This is a genomic window from Enterobacter sp. BIDMC 30 (assembly GCF_000534355.1).
GTDB classification, from domain to species: Bacteria; Pseudomonadota; Gammaproteobacteria; order Enterobacterales; family Enterobacteriaceae; genus Enterobacter; species Enterobacter ludwigii.
The window spans coordinates 2472698-2490025 of the sequence record NZ_KI973169.1; the positions used below are offsets into that span (position 1 = coordinate 2472698).

Genomic DNA, 17328 nt, shown 5'->3' on the forward strand with positions numbered 1-17328 from the left:
CCGGAAATAAAAAAAGCCCGTCAGAGAACGGGCGAAATAAGCAAATGATTTAATGATTCGTTATCAACTTGTTGGAGGATAACGTTGCGTATTTTACGCACCTCTTACCGGTGCTGATACCTGACAAATTCGGTAGGTGAAACAAGGAATTAAACATGCGTCATAGCGCATCGAAGGTGGGGTAGATACTGTTCTCAAGGTATTCCACCAGAAACCAGATCTCACCGCTGAAAATAAACCAGAAGCCGAATATAATAACGAATAAAATAATTATGGTGAGTATTATTTCTGTTTTTCCCATTGCACATCTACCCACCTGTGGTCCATTTATTCGAGAGGGGCATTGTAACGGGGCTGACGAAGATACACCAGTTTCATGCCGCCAGGACTTTATTGCGCCCATCACTTTTGGCGCGATAAAGCGCATCGTCCACACGTTTAAACAGCTCATCCATACTCTCGCCCGGATTATGTCGCGCCACGCCAATGCTGACGGTGAAGCGAGGTAAACCCGGGATCGTGATGCGGGCGACCGCATCGCGCACAGTTTCGGCGATTTGCAGGGCGGTGTCGAGCGAGGTGCGCGGCAGCAGGATGACGAACTCCTCACCGCCCCAGCGGAAGACCAGGTCCTCTTTGCGGCTACAGGCTTCCAGCGTGCGCGAGAGCGAGATCAGTACCTCATCACCTTTCAGGTGGCCGAAGAGGTCGTTGATATTTTTGAAGTGATCGGTATCCACCAGCAGCAGGCTAAATTGCTGCTGCGCGGGAAGATGATGGGTGTTGGCCTGGTCGGTGATGATATAGAACTGACGCCGGTTGAGCAGGCCCGTCATGGAATCACGCAGTGCTGCGTGTTCCAGCTCCTGCTCCAGCCTTTTTTGCTCGGTGATATCGTGGATAATGCACAACATCAATTTGTCACCGTAAATTTCAATCGGCCCGGCATAGGTCTGAACATGGCGAGTGGAGCCATCGGCCAGACGGTGGATAAAGTTGAGGGGCTTATGGCCGCCCGGCAACGCGGCAATCTCCGTCATCACGGGGATCACATCCCGCCCCAGAGTATTGATTTCCCAGGTATGTTTTCTGCACATTTCATCATGCGCATAACCGTAAAAAGTCAGCGCCGCCAGATTGGCATCCACAATCTGGCCATCCCGGGACGGATCGATAAGCAGCATTGGCGCGCTGTTGGTCAGGAAAAAGCGCGCGTAAAATCCCTGTTTTTTGCGCTGGTAGGTCGCGGAGCGGCTGGCCTTAAGCCCGGAGAGAACCTGCTGCGTCAGCCCTTCAAAAACAATAACATTCCCCTGGGGCACGAAATGGGCAAGTGAAAGACGGCAGCTCAACGCGGTTTCATGTCCATCGCGGGAGATGGTCCAGATTTCGACGATCTCCTGCTCACTCTTCAGTTCAGGCACATACATCGACAGCACGTGATGCGCATTGGCGGAATAGGTACCTTTGCGTAGGTCATCCAGGGTTTTATCGCCCATGATCTGAGCGGCGGCCACATTTGCAAAAATGATCTGTTCTGAAGCAGGTGAAATGAGCCACACGGGGGTTTTAATTAAATTCAGCGCATCAAAACAATTTTGCGACATAGCGTATTCCTGTACATCGGCACCATGTGCCTGAGGATCATGACAGAATTAACGGGAGTGGACTCCTTTGAAACATACTCTACTTAACCCGGTCAGGCATGATTTTTTTGTGAAATATATGCGGGTTCCGCGTGAATTTTACCAAGGGGTATAATTTGTTTGTCTGAGTTTTTTTGCAGCAGCAGCCAGGGAACCTGTTCGGCAGGTAAAGGACGGGAGAAAAGGAACCCCTGCAGGTAATCACAGCCGAGGTCCGTCAGCACCACCTGTTGTTCTTGCGTCTCGATCCCTTCCGCAACCACATTCATTTCCATGGTCCTGGCGATATTAATAATGGTTTCCACCAGCTTGCGGCTTTTTTCATTTACCAGCATCGAGTGCACAAAGCTTTTGTCGATTTTTAGCTCTTTAGCGGGCAGAACGCTCAACATCAACAGGTTGGAATAGCCGGTGCCAAAATCATCAATCGAGACGGTAATCCCGGCTTGATTGAACGCATTGAGTAATTCAATACTGCGGTCGAGATTTTTCAGTGCGGTACTTTCTGTCACCTCAAGGATAAGCCGGGAGGGCGACAGATTATATTTATGCAACATCGACGAAATGATGTGGAAGATATCCGGCTGTTCGAACTGGACGGGGGAGAGGTTAAAGGACAATGTCCACTGGCTGAAACCTTGTTCTGTCCAGAAATGAAGCTGACGGCATGCCGCTTCAATCGCCCAGTTCCCCACCGGGATGATCAGCCCCGTTTGTTCCAGCGACGGTAAAAACAGATTAGGTAGCAACACCCCTTGCTCAGGGTGCCGCCAGCGCAGAAGGGCTTCAAAACCGTGAATAGTGGTGTCTTTTGCATGCCAGGTGGGCTGATACCACAGTTCAAACTGATCGCGTTCCAGCGCCTGAGTTAACTCCTGCAGGAAGCCGGGGTTAGCCGGAATAGCCGTTGACATCTCGTTTCGGTAGACGGCCCAGCCGTTTCGTCCATCCTCTTTGACGCGATTCAGGGCCGCATCGGCTTTAAGCTTCAGCTCATGCAGCGTCTCGCCATCCTGCGGGTAGAGGCTGACCCCCGCGCTGATTGTTGTGCTCAGCGTGTGCCCACAAAGTGAAAACGGGCGGCGCATATCCTCCAGCAATGTCGTGAGCAGCGGGTTGAGTTTATCGTCGTCACACTCGGGAACCAGCAGGATAAATGCGTCGCCGCCAAGCCTGGCGAGGGTCATCTCGCGGGTAAGGCGAGCGGTAATGCGCTGCGCGAGAGAGATTAACAACTCATCCCCGGTGTTGTGGCCCCAGGTATCGTTGATGCGTTTGAAATGATCGACGTTGAGGAAAATCACGGCGAATGACTTCTTGCTGAGCAATGCGCTGCGCAGGCAATCCTGCATCCGAATGTCCATCTGATGGCGATTAGCGAGACCGGTGAGCGCATCAAACCGCGCCTGCAGTTCAAGCTGACGATTAAGCTGGCGTAGGTTGTCGGTCAGTCGGTTCGTCCGCCGGTGCGAGTCAATGAGCGAAATCATTAACATACCGCCGAGCAGGCACAGTGTGGTGACAGAAACCCAGACCGATAACCCCAACTCGCTGATACCGCCGGGCAGGGTATGCGTCATTTCCTGAAAATGGGCGGCACGCATGCCGGTGTAGTGCATCGCGCAGATGGCGACACCCAGCACGCAGGCCGCGAGAATACGATTGATAAACACCCCTTTGCGCATATCCCGCAGGCGAAATGCCAGCCACAGCGCCGCGCCGGAGGCCATAACGGCAATCAACACGGACACGGCAACAATGCGTCGATCCCAGAGAATATGGCTGTCCAGCATCAGTGCGGCCATACCGATAAAGTGCATACAGACCACGCCAGCACTCAGGAGCACCGTGGCAACGATCAATCGAAAAGGGGAAAGGTTTTTACCCGTTACGGCAATATTGATGGCGACCGTGGATGCAACCACCGCCACGCCCAGTGAGGCGAGGGTTAACCAGAGGTTATAGCTCATTATCATCGGCATTTGCATCGACAGCATGCCGATGAAGTGCATTGACCAGATCCCGATCCCAAGCGTGACGCCTCCGGCGATACGCCAGAACATCGCCGTTTTACGGCTGGAAAGCGGGATTTTTCCGGCGCTGTCCAGGGCCACAAATGAGGCGATAAAGGCCACCAGATACGAGAGGGCTATTAACACAGGGTCCCACGATATATTGAGCATTATGCAATCCCACGCCAAAGAGGGTTACCGATTTCGCCTGCCGGGCACGTCTTTTACTGGCAACGTACATGCGCATTCAAATAATATGAGTTAGGTATCGTGCAAAACGACCGGTCATATTAAAACGTTAAGGCTGGCGGTGAATATAAAATATATTCTTTCCGGCACCTATTAAGCATTGCTAAACAAAGGCGAATAATTGCAGCAAAGCTCCTTAAATATGAGCGCGGCCATATTGTCTCATCGCAGGCGATGGTATCGCTTAAAGTGGCAGGAAACCAGTATCACAGGATGCTGCATATAACATTTTCACTAATACCCTGTTTTTATCTGACTTAAGTTAAATCTCAGGTGGCTAACGGCGAAAGGTGAAACCAGCGTTGTTCATCAGGACAAACAACAACACGAATGCTATAAATCTTAATGCCGACCTAAATATAAAATCGTGGATATAATCATGCTAAGAAATATTAGTGTCAGAACCTTCATTGCCGGGTTCCTTTTATGTCTTTTCCTGGTTGATGCAGGTGTCATTGTTCTATTTTCCAGCAAATCCTCTCTCTTTATTTCACTCAATATCATTAATTTCGTTGCGCTATTTTTGCTCTGGGGCTACATGACAAAGTATCTTGTGACGCCGATCAATACGGTGAAAAAAAGTATTGAAGAAGTGACTGCAGGCAATCTTGGCGTGACTATCCCTGAATTTGGCAATAACTGTGCAGGGCGTTTAATCCCAGGGATTAATAGCCTCTCCAGCAACATCGCGACCCTGGTACGCGAGATCAGGGCCTCGTCGCAAACCGCCATGACCTTGTCCGATCAACTCTCTGCGCGTAGCGCGCAGCTTTCGGTGAAAACAGAGCAGCAGTCTGCATCGCTGGTGCAAACGGCTGCCAGCATGGAGCAGATGGCAGCAAGTACCCGAAATAATGCCGATAACACCCGACTGGCCAGCGAGCAGGCAAACAGGGCGACACTGCAGGCGCGTAAAGGTGGCGAGTTGATGGGGCAGGTGGCCACCAATATGCAATCCATTACCGAATGTGCACAGCAAATGACGGAGATTATCTCAATGATCGACGGCATTGCCTTCCAGACGAATATCCTGGCGCTAAACGCGGCCGTTGAGGCGGCCAGAGCCGGTGACCACGGAAAAGGGTTTTCGGTGGTGGCAGAAGAGGTGCGAAACCTGGCCCACCGCAGTGCGGATGCCGCCAAAAACATCAAAACGCTGATTGAGGTGACCAGCAATAACGTCACTCAGGGCGTGACCGTTGTGTCCGAAGCTGAAAAGAATATGCAAGAAATTGTGACCGGCTCCGGCAATGTCAGCCAGTTGATGGATGACATTTTCACCTCGACGTCAGAGCAGGAGAAAGGCATTTCCCAGATTACGCTGGCCTTATCTGAGCTGGAACGGGTCACGCAAAGTAACGTTACGATGGCAGAAGAACTCAACGGATCCTCTGATGTACTGCGTAATCAGGTAAGTGAACTGCAGGCGCGGACGCGTAACTTCCGGCTCGAAAAGGGGTATCAGGTTGAATCCACGCCTTCGCATGCTGCCCCGCTGTCATTCCACTCGCGTCCCGGTCACTCCCTCTGATGCGCGAAAAGAGCCTGGTCACCGGGCTCTTTTATCCCGACTTCTCGCCGCTGAATTATCCTCCCGTGCGGTCTGAAAAGGCGCCTGGCGGAATACGGTTATTTCCTGAGCGAATTCAGCGCGATGCGAAACATAGTTGTTGCTTAACCCCTGATGAAAGCTAGACTGACAACGAAAGAGCTGAAAAGGGGGAGGCGCGGTGGAGAGTATAAAAGGATCAGAACTAAACGTTCCTGATGCAGTTTTTGCCTGGGTGCTGGATGGTCGTGGCGGTGCCCGACCGCTGGAAGACAACGATGTTATTGATAATGAGCATCCCTGCTGGCTACACCTTAACTATACCCATCCGGACAGTGCCGACTGGCTGGCCACGACGCCGCTCCTGCCGAACAACGTGCGTGATGCGCTGGCGGGTGAAAGCCTGCGGCCACGTGTGAGCAGAATGGGGGACGGCACGCTCATCACTTTGCGTTGCATTAACGGCAGCACCGATGAACGTCCTGACCAGCTGGTCGCGATGCGTGTTTATATGGACGATGGTCTGATTGTCTCCACCCGTCAGCGTAAAGTTCTGGCGCTGGATGATATCGTGAACGATCTGAAAGAGGGCACCGGGCCGACCGATTGCGGAAGCTGGCTGGTGGACGTCTGCGACGCGCTGACTGACCATGCGAGTGAGTTTATCGAAGAGCTGCACGATAAAATCATCGACCTCGAAGATAACCTTCTCGATCAGCAGATCCCGCCGCGCGGTTTTCTGGCGCTTCTGCGTAAGCAGTTAATTGTCATGCGCCGTTATATGACGCCACAGCGGGACGTATACGCGCGTTTGTCCAGCGAAAGGCTCAACTGGATGAATGACGATCAGCGACGCCGAATGCAGGATATTGCCGACAGGCTGGGCCGCGGACTTGATGAAATCGATTCCTGTATTGCCCGCACGGGCGTCATGGCGGATGAAATCGCGCAGGTGATGCAGGAGTCACTGGCAAGAAGAACCTATACGATGTCGCTGATGGCAATGGTCTTTCTGCCGAGCACATTCCTGACGGGATTGTTTGGCGTGAACCTGGGCGGAATTCCCGGCGGCGCGGCCCATTATGGCTTTACCACATTTTGCGTCATGTTAGTTGTTTTGATCGGTGGTGTTGCATGGTGGTTGCATCGTAGTAAATGGCTGTAAATTTACGCTTTTTTCAGCTTTTACGGAGATCAAAACGCTCTTTTAATTGAGCGAAGTCAATAAACAATGACCCCGTAAGGTGCAATATTACTCCCGCAGGTGAATGCAACGTCAAGCGATGGGCGTTGCGCTCCATATTGTCTTACTTCCTTTTTTGAATTACTGCATAGCACAATTGATTCGTACGACGCCGACTTAACTAGTCGGCTTTTTTTTGCCTCCTGTTCCCCAGCGTCTACCCTAAAAGGGACGTCAGTAAAACCTGGAGGGAATGATGAGCATCTTACTCGCTCTGCAACTGCAGTATTCACGTCAGTCCGATCCGATCCCCACCGATCCGACGCCGATGCCCGATCCTGTTCCGCGTCCGCAACCCATGCCTGACCCGCCGCCCGATGAAGAACCGATTAAATTGTCGCATCGAACCCCGAGATCTGCGAGGATACGCGCCATCTGACCGCAAAGATGACCACGAGAGACTATTGTGACCGCTTTTTCAACCCTGAATGTACTGCCCGCCGCCCAACTCGATAACCTCAACGAGTTGGGATACCTCACCATGACGCCTGTTCAGGCGGCCGCATTGCCCGCCATTCTTGAGGGGCGTGATGTACGCGTTCAGGCTAAAACAGGGAGCGGAAAAACGGCGGCTTTCGGTCTGGGTCTGCTACAGCATATTGATGCTGCGCTGTTTCAGACGCAGTCTCTGGTGCTGTGCCCAACCCGCGAACTGGCGGACCAGGTCGCGGGCGAGCTGCGTCGTCTGGCGCGATTCCTGCCTAATACCAAGATTTTAACCCTCTGTGGCGGACAACCGTTTGGCGCGCAGCGTGATTCGCTTCAGCATCCACCTCACATCATTGTGGCGACGCCTGGCCGACTGCTCGACCACCTGCAAAAAGGTACGGTCTCGCTGGATGCATTACACACGCTGGTCATGGATGAGGCAGACCGGATGCTGGATATGGGCTTCAGCGATGCTATCGATGAAGTGATCCGTTTCGCGCCTGCAGACCGTCAGACGCTGTTATTTTCAGCGACCTGGCCTGAAGCGATCGCCGCAATCAGTGGCCGCGTGCAGAAAAATCCGCTCACCATCGAAATTGACAGTGTTGATGCGCTGCCTGCTATCGAGCAGCAGTTTTATGAAACGTCCCAGCACGGAAAAATCGCGCTCCTGCAGAAGGTGCTCAGTCAGCATCAGCCCGCTTCCTGCGTGGTGTTCTGTAACACCAAAAAAGATTGTCAGGCGGTCAGTGACGCCCTGAACGCCGCAGGGCAGAGCGCGTTATCGTTGCATGGCGATCTGGAACAGCGCGATCGCGATCAGACGCTGGTCCGTTTCGCTAACGGCAGCGCCCGCGTGCTGGTTGCCACCGACGTGGCGGCGCGCGGTCTGGATATTAAATCGCTTGAGCTGGTCGTGAACTACGAGCTGGCATGGGATCCTGAAGTACACGTTCACCGTATCGGCCGTACTGCACGTGCCGGAAACAGCGGTCTGGCCATCAGTTTCTGCGCACCGGAAGAGGCGCAGCGCGCCAATATTCTGTCTGAAATGCTGCAGATTAAGCTTAACTGGGTGAATGCACCGGGCAACGTCAGTCTCGTTCCGCTGGAAGCAGAAATGGCAACGCTGTGTATTGATGGCGGTAAAAAAGCCAAGATGCGTCCGGGTGATGTGCTCGGTGCGCTGACCGGAGACGTGGGGCTGGATGGGGCTGATATCGGCAAGATTGCGGTACATCCTGCACATGTTTATGTTGCTGTTCGCCAGTCGGTTGCCCATAAGGCCTGGAAACAGCTGCAGAACGGGAAAATCAAGGGTAAAACCTGTCGCGTTCGTCTGCTGAAATAAGATTTAAACGCGTCTCAGACGGTGGTCTGAGACGCGTTTGCGTTATTTCACTATTTCACTTCTACGACATTCAGGCGCAGTTCTTCAAACTGATTGTCATCTTCTTCTGGCTGCCAGCCAGCAGGTTTCACGGGGATCTCTTCCCGGTCAAACGCCAGATCGCCGCCATTCACGACTTCCGACTCATGGTTGATACCTTTGAAATCGAAAAGCTCAACGTCCGCGAGATGAGAAGGCACCACGTTCTGCATCGCGCTGAACATGGTTTCGATACGGCCCGGGTAGCGTTTGTCCCAGTCACGCAGCATGTCACCAATCACCTGACGCTGCAGGTTCGGCTGAGAGCCGCACAGGTTACATGGAATGATCGGGAACCCTTTGGCCTGAGAGAACCGTTCGATATCTTTCTCGCGGCAGTAGGCAAGCGGGCGGATCACAATGTGTTTGCCGTCATCGCTCATCAGTTTTGGCGGCATGCCTTTCATCTTGCCGCCGTAGAACATGTTCAGGAACAGCGTCTGCAGAATATCGTCGCGGTGATGGCCGAGTGCGATTTTGGTTGCACCCAGTTCTGTCGCGGTACGGTACAGGATGCCGCGGCGAAGACGAGAGCAGAGTGAGCAGGTGGTTTTGCCTTCCGGGATCTTCTCTTTCACAATCCCGTAGGTATTTTCTTCTACGATTTTGTACTCAACGCCCAGTTTTTCGAGGTATTCCGGCAGAATGTGCTCCGGGAAACCAGGCTGCTTTTGATCGAGGTTAACCGCCACCAGGGAAAACTTCACCGGCGCGCTTTGCTGAAGATTACGCAGGATCTCCAGCATGGTGTAACTGTCTTTACCCCCTGACAGGCAGACCATAATGCGGTCGCCTTCTTCAATCATATTGAAGTCTGCAATGGCTTCACCAACGTTACGGCGCAGACGCTTTTGCAGTTTGTTCAGGTTGTATTGCTCTTTCTTATTAATATCTTGATTTTGTTGCATTTAATCTGTACTCAAATTTCAAATGGGGCACCAGTGGGGCAAACGGTTTAGAGGGGCAGCTTCTTTCCGCATTGCCCTCTCTTTGCTGTTCATCTCTTCACTCTATGAAGCTTAGATTTCAAACACCCTCTGCGCATTTTAGTGCCCCATCTGACTGGCAATAAAAGACGGGTCAGCGCCTGCGGTTAACCACCAGCATGCGAAAGTGTGCCGTGTATGGTACGGATTGTTGCGCCGAATGCCAGCACGTTTTACAGGATTTTGAATTGTGGACGGCAGCAACCTTGCTTTGTGATATCGCGTATAATGCGGCTTCGACATACTCTGAACATTCCAGTGGCTTGTGCTATGACCCTCAATCGCTTTTGTTATTTGCTTCTGTTGATCGCCGCAATCGGAAGTCTATTCACCTCGCATCCGTTTATCCTGTGGCTCCTGCTTATCAACGTACTGACGTTAGCGACGTATGGCGCCGACAAAATGGCGGCGCGAAGGGCCATGCGCAGAGTGCCGGAAGCCACACTGCTGGTATTTGGCCTTATCGGCGGATGGCCCGGGGCGATTATAGGTCAGCAACTGTTTCGCCATAAAACGCAAAAGCAGCCCTTCAAAACCTACTTCATTGTCAGTGTCATCGTCAGTATTTCAGCGATGGTGGCGGTGTACCAACTCTTTCCTGTTTTAACGTACTGAGCGTGTACAAACGGAATGCAATAACGCGCTGACCACGGTAGATAACTAAAAACGACTGCCAATAGTAGTAGGAATATTCTTAAGGTGTTGCTGTTTTTTGCACGATCTGAATAATGTGTGCAACGACACGGATGACAACATCTCATGAAAATTCAAACTATTACACTGGCAATGCTGGTGATCGTTTCTGCGCCTTCGAGGTCAGCTTTTCAGGCGCGGGAATATAATACCTGGTATATAAAAAATGCTGTTCTTTACGATATGACCCAGACTTCAGACGGTTTCCCGGTCATGTTGAGCATCTCCCAGCCTGAGCGGAAATCAGCAAATTTGCTGGTCTCCTATATCACCGAAGGGCGCTGTGGCGGGACCCGACAAGAACTTAACGTGAATGGCAAAGTGCTTCCGGCCACGTATTATTGTGTTCAGGTCGGGCAGAACCGGATAGAGCATTTTTCGGTGAAAGATGCACAGAGCGTTAACGGCATGGTTAACCATCTGAAATCGGATTTTACCTTACTTCTTCAAAACGACATCAAGGTCTGGGCCGCGAACATTAATGCGCCCAAATACGGCCTCGCGCCGCGATTCTGACACGTACACCTCGACATCATCGTCTGTTAGCGGAGGGGTTACGCCCTGTATCACAGCATAAATAGCATCCGTGACAACGCCACGTTTTACCACAATCCTGCTACGCTTTTTGTGTTGTACAAGGGAGCACAAACATGAAGAACAAAGATGAACAAACGGGATTAGTGGGACTGGCAATTGGTGCCGCCGTTATCGGTCTTGTTTCAGCACAGCAACCCATCCATCGCGACAGTATTGTGAGTGAACTGGTCAGACTCGGCAGACAGAAAGGCGATGGCGTTGAAGATGAGGTTTTCGTTAAGGCTGCCGAGCTCGTGAGAAAGGGGGTGTAACCGATGGTTGATATTCGTCATGCACAGTGCCATTGTGGCGCGGTGACGTTTACCGTTGAACTCTCAGACGGATTAAATACCGCCCGGCGCTGCAGCTGCTCTTTTTGCCGGATGCGGGGCGCCGTGGTGGTCTCGGCACCGCTGTCGGGCATTACCGTAACGAAAGGGGCGGATAAGCTCACGGAATATCGTTTTAACACAGGAACAGCACACCATTTCTTCTGCTCGGTCTGTGGGATTTATACCTTCCATCAGCGGCGTTCAAATCCCAACGAATACGGCGTGAATGTGGCCTGTTTTGAAAATGTGACCCCCTTTGATTTTGCCGAAGTGGCGGTGATGGACGGCGTTAATCATCCCGCGGATGGCGACAGCGGGGTTTTCGGCTACCTCTCTTTTCGTCAAATAGAAACGTAACTGCCGCCTGGCCAGATTTTAACAATGCGGCCTATAGTAGGGAGTGGGTATCCGAAACAGGAGAGAAATATGCTGTATGTTGAGAAAGACGATCCGCGTGAGGCGCCTGAGTCAGGTGATAAAAAGCCTCAGCCGCTCAAAAAATAGTCCGTTGATACGTTTCCCGCCACCGGCCCTGCTGGTGGCGTATTGTTTGGGGGAAACCTTAACTGCCATCCAGATGGTTCAACAGCGCGCCGAGATGCCCAACGACACCACCAAAATCAAAAATTAACGCCATCCATATAATCGCCAGAAGGGTAAGTACGGCAACTGATACACGACCAAACAATGCAGTTATCCTTAATGAAGCAAAGTCTATCATGTGAGTGTACACGGGTTTCTTTAAACTTACCCTTAACGACACCGCCATAAATTTTCCTTTTGAGATGATTCACACGTTCACTGAGCCGACAGGCGCGAAGAGAGGGAAATATGATGGGAGAGAAGAGGAGGGCTGGCTTCAGGCGTCGCAACGAAAATAACGAGCCCGCATCACGATGCGGGCTCTTGGGATCAGAACTGGTAAACCAGACCTAATGCAACGACATCATCCGTGCTAATGCCGTTATTTTTGTAGAAACTGTCATCTTCATCCAACAGGTTGATTTTATAATCAACGTAGGTGGACATGTTTTTGTTGAAGTAGTAGGTTGCACCTACGTCAGCATATTTAACCAGATCCTGATCGCCCTGACCGTTGGCCAGGTCTTTACCTTTAGACTGCAGATAAGAAATTGCCGGGCGCAGGCCGAAGTCGAACTGATATTGCGCGGTCACTTCAATGTTTTGCGTTTTATTGGCCACGGCATCCGTATTATCGCCATAAGGGGTCATATTGCGGGTTTCAGAATACATTGCCGCCAGATAAATATTGTTGGCGTCATATTTCAGGCCTGCAGTCCAGGCATCCGCTTTATCGCCACCGGCAGTGGTATTCATCACCTGCTCGTTGGTACGGTCAGAAGAGGTATAGGCAGCACCCGCGCTGATACCCATGCCAAAGTCATAGGTGGTGGAGATACCGAAGCCGTCACCGTTTTCATGGCGCGTGTCGCGACCATTGTTGGTGCCTTCCTGGTTGTTGCTGGCATCTTCGTTCTTACCCTGATACTGCAGGGCAAAGTTCAGACCCTGTACCAGACCATAGAAGTCAGTGTTACGGTAGGTTGCGACCCCGTTGGCACGGCCAGTCATAAAGTTGTCTGCATTGGTGTAAGAGTCACCACCGAATTCAGGCAACATATCGGTCCAGCCTTCCACGTCGTACAGAACGCCGTAGTTACGACCGTAATCGAAGGAGCCATAGTCACCGACTTTAATACCGGCGAAGGCCAGACGCGTCCATGACTGGTTATCAGACCCTTCAGTGTTATTGGCCTGGATATTGTATTCCCACTGGGCATAACCGGTCATCATGTTGTTGATCTGGGTTTCACCCTTGAAGCCCAGACGCATGTAAGTTTGATCGCCATCTTTAGAGGCATCGTCGGAGAAGTAATGCAGACCATCTACTTTTCCGTACAGATCTAATTTGTTGCCGTCTTTATTATAAATTTCTGCAGCATGCGCAGCGCCAGCCATTAACAGCGCTGGAATCATCAGGGCCAGTACTTTTCTTTGCATTTTGGAATTCCTTTGCAGTTGTTTTTATTTAATTACGTATTGAACTTTCCGCACGAGAAAGCTGTCTCATGCTAAATCACTCCTGGCCAAGAACAATAAAATATAATTGTTACGAGTTAAGTTAATTCTTAACCGGATTATGCGGCGGAAATAGTCATTGGTTTTATGAATGATTTAAAGCTAATCATATTAAATAAAAATTATTAATTGCCCATTAAATCAGATAACCTCAGCGGCGTTATATGCCTTTAAGATTTTTCATCCATAATTTATGTGAATGTCATTTAGTGAATTAACGTGATATTCATTAATTATCTGGACTCGCCCGGTGTGAATACATCGGGCTTTTTTTATGGCAAAAAAATGCCCGGACAAGCCGGGCAGAGGGAGAGTCAGTCGCGGGTGGGTTTTTCCGCTTTTCCGGCCATTTGCGCCAGGAAATCATACCGTTTTTGCAGATCGGCGGCGGCATCTTTCCACAACTGCTCGGCCACCTCTGGTTGTTGTGCGTTGAGGCGACGGAAGCGCTGTTCCTGCATTAACGTTTCGGCCAGCGCATCGGAAGGCGGGCGTGAATCCAGCGCCAGAGGCAATTTACCTTCATCGGCGCGGCGCGGGTCGAACCGGTAGAGCGGCCAGAAGCCGGTTGCGGTCAGCTGGCGCATCTGATCGTGGCTGAGTGCCAGGTCGTAGCCATGCTCTTCACACGGACTGTAGGCAATGATCAGCGACGGACCCGGGTAGGCTTCCGCTTCCTGAATGGCTTTCACCGTCTGGTTCAGCTGCGCGCCCAGCGAGATTTGCGCGACATACACGTGGCCGTACATCATCATGCTGACGCCGAGATCTTTACGCGCCTTGCGCTTGCCGTGTTCACCAAATTTAGTTACTGCGCCAAGCGGAGTAGCTTTTGACGCCTGGCCACCGGTGTTGGAATAGCACTGCGTATCCAGAACCAGAATGTTGACGTTTTCGGTAAGGCTTAACACGTGATCCAGCCCGCCAAAGCCGATGTCATACGCCCAGCCGTCACCGCCAATCAGCCAGATTGATTTTTCCACCAGCGCGTCAGCGTCGGTCAACAGCTGCCCGGCACCTTCTACGCCCTGCAGAGCGTTGCGCAGTTCCGCAACCTGCTCACGACGACGTTCTGGCGTTGCATCGGCGTGCAACGCCTCATTCAGCTCCGCCGGGATGTGGCCGACAAACTGTTCCAGTAACCGCATCACGCGTGCGCGGTGCTGGTCAACGGTCAGACGGAAGCCCAGACCAAACTCGGCGTTATCCTCAAACAACGAGTTCGCCCATGCCGGACCGCGGCCATGGGCATCGGTGGTGTACGGCGTGGAAGGCAGATTACCGCCATAGATTGATGAACAGCCCGTGGCGTTAGCGATCAACATTCTGTCGCCGTACAGTTGCGTGAGCAGCTTGATATACGGCGTTTCACCGCAGCCGGAGCAGGCGCCTGAATATTCGAACAGCGGAGTAATGAGCTGCGAGGTACGAATATCAATACGCTCCAGCGTGCTGCGGTCGATCTCCGGCAGGTTCAGGAAGAAGTCATAATTTACCTTCTCTTCTTCGACATGCTCGAGGCGCGACATCATATTGATGGCTTTGATGTCCGGATCCTGACGATCTTTCGCCGGACAGACCTCAACGCACAGATTACATCCGGTGCAATCTTCCGGAGCGACCTGCAGAACATACTTCCGTCCGCGCATATCACGGGATTTCACATCAAGTGAATGCAGGCTGGCCGGGGCGTCTTCCATCGCTTCCGGGGAGACCACTTTGGCACGAATGGCCGAGTGCGGGCAGGCTGCTACGCAGTGGTTGCACTGGGTACACAGCTCCTCTTTCCAGATGGGGATTTCTTCGGCGATGTTGCGTTTTTCCCAGCGCGTGGTGCCCATCGGCCAGGTGCCATCGGGTGGCAGCGCGGAGACGGGAAGGGCATCACCCAGCCCGGCCAGCATGGCTGCCGTCACGGTTTTCACGAAATCCGGTGCCGCGTCAGAAACCACCGGTGGACGGTTCGGGCTGGACGGATCAACCGCTTGCAGCGGTACTTCAAATAAAGACTCGCGCGCCAGCGCCAGCGCCTGCCAGTTACGCTCGACCAGCTCCTGACCTTTACTGCTGTAGCTTTTGGCAATCGCCCCCTGCAGTTCCATTAGCGCGCTGTCTCCCGGCAGGATCTGCGTCAGGTGGAAGAAGGCCATTTGCATCACGGTGTTGATTCGCGCGGCAAGGCCACACTCGCGGGCAATTTTTGCAGCGTTAATGACGTAGAAGCGGGCTTTTTTCTGGTTCAGCACCGCCTGCACTTCCTGTGGCAGCCGCGACCAGACTTCATCCACGCTGTATGGCGTATTGAGCAGGAAAATACCGCCCGGTTTCAGGCGCTCTGCCATCTGGTACTTATCGATGAACTGCAGCTGGTGACAGCCCACAAAATCAGCCTGCGAGATAAGGTACGCCGAGCGGATAGGGTGCTCGCTGACGCGCAGATGGGAAACGGTCAGCCCGCCTGCTTTTTTGGAGTCGTAGACAAAATACCCCTGGGCATACCACGACGTGGAGTTCCCGATGATCTTAATGTTGTTCTTGGTCGCGGAGACGCTACCGTCGCTGCCCAGTCCATAAAACAGCACCTCAAGTTTTGCGGTGGAAGGCAGCGTGTTTTCCGGCAGGGGCAGAGAGAGGTTGGTCACGTCATCATAAATACCGACGGTAAAGCGCGGTTTTGGTTTAGCCTCGCTCAGCTCATTAAACACCGCCAGCACACAGTCCGGGCCAAACTCTTTGGAGGACAACCCATAGCGACCCCCGATCACGCGCGGCAGTGTTTCGCGCTCACCGCAATTAAACGCTTCAGCCAGCGCGGACATGACGTCCAGATACAGAGGTTCTGCGTGGGCGCCAGGCTCTTTAGTGCGATCGAGCACCGCCACGGTGCGCGCGCTTTCCGGCAGGGCGGAGAGCAAATGTCGCGCGGAAAACGGTCGGTAGAGCCGCACTTTGAGCACACCGATTTTTTCACCATGGGTCAGCAGTTCATCCACCACCTCTTCACAGGTGCCAATGGCTGACCCCATGAGCACAATGACCCGTTCCGCCTGCGGATGACCGTAGTATTCAAACGGTTTGTATTGCCGTCCGGTGGCCGCGGCAAAATCATCCATCGCCTGCTCAACGTGATCATAAACGGCGTTGTACCACGGGTTTGTTGCTTCCCGGGACTGGAAATAGGTATCCGGGTTGGCCGATGTCCCGCGGATCACCGGGTGTTCCGGGTTCAGCGCACGGGCACGATGCGCGTCGATATCCGCCTGCGGCAGAAGATTGAGGAGGGTGTCGTCAGCCAGCGGAACAATTTTATTGATTTCGTGAGAGGTACGAAAACCATCAAAGAAATGAATAAAGGGCACGCGACTCTTCAGCGTCGCCATATGCGAAATTAACGCGAAGTCCTGTGCTTCCTGAACGCTGCTGGCGCACAGCATGGCGCAACCGGTCTGGCGGACGGCCATTACGTCTGAGTGATCGCCAAAGATGGAGAGGGCGTGTGTCGCAACGGTTCGTGCGGCAACGTGAAGCACAAACGGGGTGAGTTGTCCTGCCAGTTTATAGAGCGTCGGGATCATCAACAATAATCCCTGCGACGAGGTGAATGACGTCGACAAAGCACCGGTCTGCAGCGCCCCGTGGACGGTCGCGATAGCGCCAGCCTCAGACTGCATTTCCACGACTCTTGGGACGTCGCCCCAGACGTTTTTCAGTCCGTTGCCCGCCCAGGCATCGGCCTGTTCGGCCATCGTAGAACTTGGCGTAATTGGGTAGATGGCGATAACTTCACTGGTGCGAAACGCGACGGACGCGACTGCACCATTACCGTCAATAGTTTGCATAGGACAACACCCTTACATTGCGCAAAAAAAAGGAGCCCGAAAAAAAACACAACGGGCTTTGAATATTATTCCCTTAGTTTAGCAAAGGTCGGATTTTACGATTTTCGCTTTTGTGTCCTCGGTATTCTCGCCATCAATGAGTAGATCAATCTTTTGGCGAAAAAATTGCGAGAAATTGTTTCAGGAGCGCATAAATACGCACTTTCGCTCTCGACGACACGGCATGTGATGCCTATTATGCATAG

General features: G+C 52.4%; 15 protein-coding genes and 1 pseudogene. 8 read left to right on the forward strand and 8 right to left on the reverse strand.

What is annotated here, in order from left to right; translation table 11 throughout:
• Window positions 1-160: 160 nt before the first annotated feature.
• The 3 genes from L466_RS24140 to L466_RS10580 form a co-directional block, all read right to left on the reverse strand.
• Entirely contained in the window at window positions 161-451 is a 291-nt protein-coding gene (locus L466_RS24140) for an Ecr family regulatory small membrane protein (protein ID WP_369797154.1), read from the reverse strand.
• On the reverse strand, window positions 375-1607 hold the full coding sequence (locus L466_RS10585; RefSeq protein WP_032680910.1) for a sensor domain-containing diguanylate cyclase: 1233 nt from the start codon (window positions 1605-1607) through the stop codon (window positions 375-377). Before L466_RS10585 ends, L466_RS24140 begins: the two co-directional genes overlap by 77 nt.
• Window positions 1608-1699: 92 nt before the next feature.
• Window positions 1700-3829 carry a putative bifunctional diguanylate cyclase/phosphodiesterase gene (locus L466_RS10580; RefSeq protein ID WP_032680911.1) on the reverse strand — a complete coding sequence of 710 codons (2130 nt, stop codon included), beginning with the start codon at window positions 3827-3829 and terminating at the stop codon, window positions 1700-1702.
• Between the two features lie 457 nt (window positions 3830-4286).
• On the opposite strand from L466_RS10580, the gene L466_RS10575 reads away from it, so the two are divergent.
• From L466_RS10575 to dbpA, 3 genes are all read left to right on the forward strand, one after another.
• Window positions 4287-5438 (forward strand): methyl-accepting chemotaxis protein, encoded by a 1152-nt coding sequence (locus tag L466_RS10575; RefSeq protein WP_071993104.1) that lies wholly within the window; start codon window positions 4287-4289, stop codon window positions 5436-5438.
• Window positions 5439-5637: 199 nt separating this feature from the next.
• Entirely contained in the window at window positions 5638-6621 is a 984-nt protein-coding gene (gene zntB, locus L466_RS10570) for a zinc transporter ZntB (protein ID WP_032680913.1), read from the forward strand.
• A 484-nt stretch (window positions 6622-7105) separates the two neighbouring features.
• Complete coding sequence (dbpA, locus tag L466_RS10565; protein WP_032680914.1) at window positions 7106-8479, forward strand: ATP-dependent RNA helicase DbpA; 1374 nt, start codon at window positions 7106-7108, stop codon at window positions 8477-8479.
• A 50-nt stretch (window positions 8480-8529) separates the two neighbouring features.
• Here the strand turns inward: dbpA and ttcA are convergent, their stop codons facing one another.
• Window positions 8530-9465 carry a tRNA 2-thiocytidine(32) synthetase TtcA gene (ttcA, locus tag L466_RS10560; protein WP_032678259.1) on the reverse strand — a complete coding sequence of 312 codons (936 nt, stop codon included), beginning with the start codon at window positions 9463-9465 and terminating at the stop codon, window positions 8530-8532.
• Window positions 9466-9606: 141 nt separating this feature from the next.
• Window positions 9607-9723: pseudogene (locus tag L466_RS23155) on the reverse strand (site-specific integrase); the annotation flags it as partial.
• Window positions 9724-9813: 90 nt separating this feature from the next.
• On the opposite strand from L466_RS23155, the gene L466_RS10555 reads away from it, so the two are divergent.
• The 5 genes from L466_RS10555 to L466_RS24005 all read left to right on the forward strand — a co-directional run bounded on the left by L466_RS10555 (window position 9814) and on the right by L466_RS24005 (window position 11648).
• Window positions 9814-10158: a DUF1294 domain-containing protein gene (locus L466_RS10555; RefSeq protein ID WP_032680915.1), complete on the forward strand. Its 345-nt coding sequence runs from the start codon at window positions 9814-9816 to the stop codon at window positions 10156-10158.
• Between the two features lie 144 nt (window positions 10159-10302).
• Window positions 10303-10752: a hypothetical protein gene (locus tag L466_RS10550; protein ID WP_032680917.1), complete on the forward strand. Its 450-nt coding sequence runs from the start codon at window positions 10303-10305 to the stop codon at window positions 10750-10752.
• Window positions 10753-10886: 134 nt separating this feature from the next.
• Window positions 10887-11084, forward strand: a complete 198-nt coding sequence (locus L466_RS10545) for a hypothetical protein (protein ID WP_014170281.1) — start codon at window positions 10887-10889, stop codon at window positions 11082-11084.
• Between the two features lie 3 nt (window positions 11085-11087).
• Window positions 11088-11501 carry a GFA family protein gene (locus L466_RS10540; protein ID WP_032680918.1) on the forward strand — a complete coding sequence of 138 codons (414 nt, stop codon included), beginning with the start codon at window positions 11088-11090 and terminating at the stop codon, window positions 11499-11501.
• Between the two features lie 69 nt (window positions 11502-11570).
• Entirely contained in the window at window positions 11571-11648 is a 78-nt protein-coding gene (locus tag L466_RS24005; RefSeq protein WP_223862530.1) for a hypothetical protein, read from the forward strand.
• Window positions 11649-11706: 58 nt separating this feature from the next.
• Here the strand turns inward: L466_RS24005 and L466_RS10535 are convergent, their stop codons facing one another.
• The 3 genes from L466_RS10535 to nifJ all read right to left on the reverse strand — a co-directional run bounded on the left by L466_RS10535 (window position 11707) and on the right by nifJ (window position 17083).
• Complete coding sequence (locus L466_RS10535; protein WP_032680919.1) at window positions 11707-11913, reverse strand: hypothetical protein; 207 nt, start codon at window positions 11911-11913, stop codon at window positions 11707-11709.
• Between the two features lie 143 nt (window positions 11914-12056).
• Window positions 12057-13166: a porin OmpC gene (gene ompC / locus L466_RS10530; protein ID WP_032680921.1), complete on the reverse strand. Its 1110-nt coding sequence runs from the start codon at window positions 13164-13166 to the stop codon at window positions 12057-12059.
• Between the two features lie 392 nt (window positions 13167-13558).
• Window positions 13559-17083: a pyruvate:ferredoxin (flavodoxin) oxidoreductase gene (gene nifJ, locus L466_RS10525; protein ID WP_032680922.1), complete on the reverse strand. Its 3525-nt coding sequence runs from the start codon at window positions 17081-17083 to the stop codon at window positions 13559-13561.
• Window positions 17084-17328 lie beyond the last annotated feature (245 nt).